5 protein-coding genes are annotated in these 4,088 nt (G+C 71.7%); 1 reads left to right on the plus strand and 4 read right to left on the minus strand.

The features are described from left to right. Window positions 1-214 (minus strand): hypothetical protein (locus tag E7Z54_RS20625; RefSeq protein WP_136436618.1); only part of this gene is annotated, 214 nt, incomplete at its 3' end. A 127-nt stretch (window positions 215-341) separates the two neighbouring features. Here E7Z54_RS20625 and E7Z54_RS20630 point away from each other — a divergent pair. Then, window positions 342-851: an inorganic diphosphatase gene (locus E7Z54_RS20630; RefSeq protein WP_276606250.1), complete on the plus strand. Its 510-nt coding sequence runs from the start codon at window positions 342-344 to the stop codon at window positions 849-851. Between the two features lie 66 nt (window positions 852-917). On the opposite strand, the gene E7Z54_RS20635 is transcribed toward E7Z54_RS20630, so the two are convergent. The 3 genes from E7Z54_RS20635 to E7Z54_RS20645 all read right to left on the minus strand — a co-directional run. Then, the gene (locus E7Z54_RS20635) at window positions 918-1,613 is read right to left on the minus strand and encodes a class I SAM-dependent methyltransferase (RefSeq protein ID WP_136436619.1); all 696 of its coding nucleotides are present in this window, start codon (window positions 1,611-1,613) and stop codon (window positions 918-920) included. Continuing rightward, window positions 1,606-3,576: an acyl-CoA dehydrogenase gene (locus E7Z54_RS20640; protein WP_136436620.1), complete on the minus strand. Its 1,971-nt coding sequence runs from the start codon at window positions 3,574-3,576 to the stop codon at window positions 1,606-1,608. The genes E7Z54_RS20635 and E7Z54_RS20640 overlap by 8 nt, the downstream gene beginning before the upstream one ends. Window positions 3,577-3,615: 39 nt before the next feature. Continuing rightward, a partial coding sequence (locus E7Z54_RS20645) for a C40 family peptidase (protein WP_206056433.1) occupies window positions 3,616-4,088 on the minus strand: 473 nt, incomplete at its 5' end.

Below are 4,088 nucleotides of genomic sequence, written 5' to 3' on the forward strand. Positions count from 1 at the left end.
GGAGTACGACGTCCGGCACGTCGATCCCGGCAGGCGGCGCGACAGAGGCGGGGTCGGCGGGCGGGCCGTCGGTGCCGCGGGCCCGGTCCCACATCTCCTCCGCCCACCCGGTCTGCCAGGCCATGCCGCCGGCCGCGACCACCGCCAGGGCCACGAGCGCGGCGAAGGCGTTCCGCACGCGCCCGGAGCCACGCTCCTCGTCACTCCTGGCCACGGTGTCCTCGTCTGCTGCGTCTCGGTGCAGCTCCCCGACTGCACGTTCCGGGACATTGTGCGGGACAATGTGCCGAACAGCGGACCTGGGCCGGAGTCCGCTCGAGCGGCGCAGCCCGTGCCGGCCCATGATGTGGAGGAAGCCAGTGCTGGAGTTCGACGTCCTCGTGGAGATCCCCAAGGGGAGCCGCAACAAGTACGAGGTCGACCACGAGAGTGGTCGGATGCGCCTGGACCGCTTCCTCTTCACCTCGACGATGTACCCGGCGGACTATGGCTACATCGAGGACACCCTGGGCCTCGACGGAGACCCCCTGGACGCACTGGTGCTGCTCCAGGAGCCGACCTTCCCCGGCTGCCTCATCAAGTGCCGCGCGATCGGCATGTTCCGGATGACCGACGAGGCCGGTGGCGACGACAAGGTCCTGTGCGTGCCGGCGGGCGACCCGCGCATGGAGCACCTGCGCGACATCAACCACGTCCCGAACTTCGACCGCCTCGAGATCCAGCATTTCTTCGAGGTCTACAAGGACCTCGAGCCCGGCAAGTCCGTCGAGGGGGCGGACTGGGTCGGCCGTGCCGAAGCCGAGGCCGAGGTCGAGGCGTCGTTCGAGCGGCTCAAGACCAACGGTCACTGATCCTCAGCTCGACCTCGGGGCGGCCTCGCGCTTCACGGCGCGGGACATGGCTGCCCCGCACGCTGATCACCTCCGCTTGATCCCGCGGAAGTAGCCGATCGCCCCGCTCATCTCGAGCACGACGTCCGCGATGCCCTGCCCCGCGAGCCAGAGCTGGAGGTCCTCGCCGGTGCAGCCGGGGCCGAGCAGTCCGGCCGCGCGTCCGACGACGCGGAGCGGCTTGTGCCGCAGGCCCGTGCCCTTGAGCACGGCGCTTCCGGTGATCACCCCGCCCGGCTTCAGCACCCGCGCCAGCTCGACGACCGCCCGCGCCGGATCGGGGAAGCAGTGCAGGCCGGTGAAGGTGACGACCAGGTCGAAGGACGCGTCGTCGAACGGCAGGTCGGCCACGTCGGCGAGCTGAGGCGCCACCTGGTCGGCGACGCCGCGGCGCTCGGCGGCCCGCATCGTCCGGTCCAGCATCGCCTGCGCGATGTCGGCGGCGACGTACTCCACGCCCTGACCGGCCTTGAGGCCGCGCAGGGCGACCCCGCCGCCACAGGGGATGTCGAGGATCCGGGCGCCGGCGCGCTGGCGCCCGATCTCGGACGCCGCCCGGTAGAGCAGCGACAGGTCGCTGGCCATCCCCAGCCGCCACATCAGGCCGCCGGCTCGCGGGTGCTCGACCGACCAGTCGTAGACCGACGCCCAGAGCGGGTCCTCCTCCCAGCCCCCCAGTCCGGGCAGCTTCGAGATCACCCTTCGCAGTGCCACCTCAGCCACCGGTCCCCTCGCCCACCAGCGCCGGTGCCCGCAGCAGGGGGCGGGGCACGGCGAAGGCGTCGACCAGCTCCGCCGCGACGGGTCGGATCCTGCGGCACAGCGCGCCGACCTCCCGGGTGATCGCCTTGGCCCGCTGGCTGGTGAGGCGCCCGTGCTCCATGAACCACGCCCGGTCCGCCTCGATCCCGGTCAGGGCGTGGAGGTCGCACACCAGGTTGAGTGCGAGCTTGAGGTCGCCGTCCTCCATCGCCGCGACCTTCTCCACGAACGCTTCGAGCACGAGCCGCTCCACGTGCGCCCGGGCAGCCGCGATGACGTGGTCCTGCACCCGGGAGAAGACCTCACCCGGGTTCATGCCCGCGTCGACGCCGCGCTTGAGCCGGCGGGCGACCCCGCCCAGGAGGTGCTCCTCGCGGAACCGGTACATCGCCAGGTGGTAGCCCGGGTCGAGCAGGCCGGTGTCGGTGTCCCAGGAGTCGCCGCCGCCCGGCAGGGCGTCGCGGATGCCCTGGAGCAGCTTGTGCGCACGGGTCCGCTCGAGCACCGTCTCGACCGCGAGCCCGGCGACGAACTTGACCATGCCGAGCTGGTCGAGGTCCTCGAAGTCGCTGGCGTAGTCGGTGAGCAACCCCTTGGCCACCAGCTGGAGGAGGACGTTGTTGTCGCCCTCGAACGTCGCGAAGACGTCGGTGTCGGCCTTGAGCGCGGCGAACCGGTTGACGGAGAGGTAGCCCGCGCCCCCGCAGGCCTCGCGGCACTCCTGGATCGTCCGCGTGGCCAGCCAGGTCGCGAGCGCCTTGGTGCCGGCGGCCCGGGACTCGAGCAGGCGCCGGGACTCCTCGTCGGTCACGGTGCCGGAGAACGCGTCGTGCAGGTGGTCGGTCAGCACCTCCTGTGCGAAGTGCAGTGCGTAGGTGTGCGCGAGCAGGGGGAACAGTCGTCGCTGGTGCAGCCCGTAGTCGAGGATCAGCTCCTCGGTCTCCTCGCTCGTCGCCTCGAACTGACGACGCCGCAGGCCGTAGTGGACGGCGATCGTCAACGCCACCTTCGCCGCGGAGATGGAGGCGGCGCCGACCGACACCCGGCCCTGCACGAGGGTGCCGAGCATGGTGAAGAAGCGGCGCCCGGGGCTCTCGATCTCGCTGACGTAGGTGCCGTCCTCGGTGACGTCGGCGAACCGGTTCAGCAGCGCCTCGCGCGGCACCCGCACGCCGTCGAACCAGATCCGGCCGTTGTCGACGCCGTTGAGGCCCATCTTCGGACCGTCGTCCTCGATCCGGATGCCCGGCAGCAGGTTGCCCTGCTCGTCGCGCAACGGCACCACGAGGGCGTGCACGCCGTGGCCCTGGCCGCGGACCTCGAGCTGCGCGAAGACGACCGCGACCCGCGCGTGCCGGGCGGCGTTGCCGATGTAGTCCTTGCAGGCGTCGGGTCGGGTGGTGGTGACCACGAACTCGGCGGCGTCCTGGTCGTAGGTCGCGACCGTGCCGAGGGCCTGCACGTTGCTCCCGTGGCCGGTCTCGGTCATCGCGAAGCAGCCCATCAGCCGGCCGGTGACCAGGTCCGCGAGGTAGGTGTCGTGGTGCACCTTGGTGCCGAGCTGCAGGATCGCGCCGCCGAACAGCCCGAACTGCACGCCGACCTTGACCAGCACCGACAGGTCGCCGTACCCCAGGGTCTCGAACGCCGCGATCGAGGCGCCGAGGTCCCCGCCGCCGCCGTACTCCTCGGGAAAGCCCATGCCGGTGGCTCCGGTGTCGGCGAGCTCGAGCACCACCTCCTTGACCCGCTCCTGGAACTGGTCGCGGCTCATGGTCTCCGCGTCCTCCAGGACCGAGGCGTACGACGGCAGCGCCTTCCGGACGGCGTCGCGTACCTCGGCGTACCTTCCGTCGAGGATCCGAGTGAGCTCGGCGACGTCGACGGTGGGTGTGGGCCAAGCCTCGGCCGTGTCGTCTGGCATGGCCCGAACCTAACCGACCGACCCCACCCCGAGCCCGGCTCAGGGTCGGGCGTAGAAGTCTGGGGTCCGCCAGTAGTACATGGACTCCTCGGTCACCGGCCGGCCGGTCCGCGGGGCGTGGATGATCTGACCGCCGCCGGTGTAGAGCGCCACGTGGAAGATCGAGCTCGGGCTGTCGTTCTCACCCCAGAAGACCAGGTCGCCGGGGCGCAGCTGCGCTGCCGAGATCGGTGTCGACTGCTCGTACTGAGCGACGGAGTAGTGCGGGAGCTGCTTCCCGCCCGCCGCCCACGCCTTCGAGGTGAGGCCGGAGCAGTCCCACGAGCCCGGTCCGTCCGCCCCCCACACGTAGGGCTCGCCGATCTGGTCCCGTGCGTAGGCGATCGCGGCCCGGGCGCCGCCGGCGTCGGACGCCGGCGGGTCGTCCGATGCCGGAGGGGCGGGCTCGGGGTCCGGCTCCCCGGCAGCCTGGTCGGCCTGGACGGGGGCCCGGTCGGCGGCCTGGTCGGGCG

Origin of the sequence: Nocardioides sp. (genome assembly GCF_004803405.1) — a bacterium.
Taxonomy (GTDB): Bacteria; Actinomycetota; Actinomycetes; order Propionibacteriales; family Nocardioidaceae; genus Nocardioides; species Nocardioides vastitatis.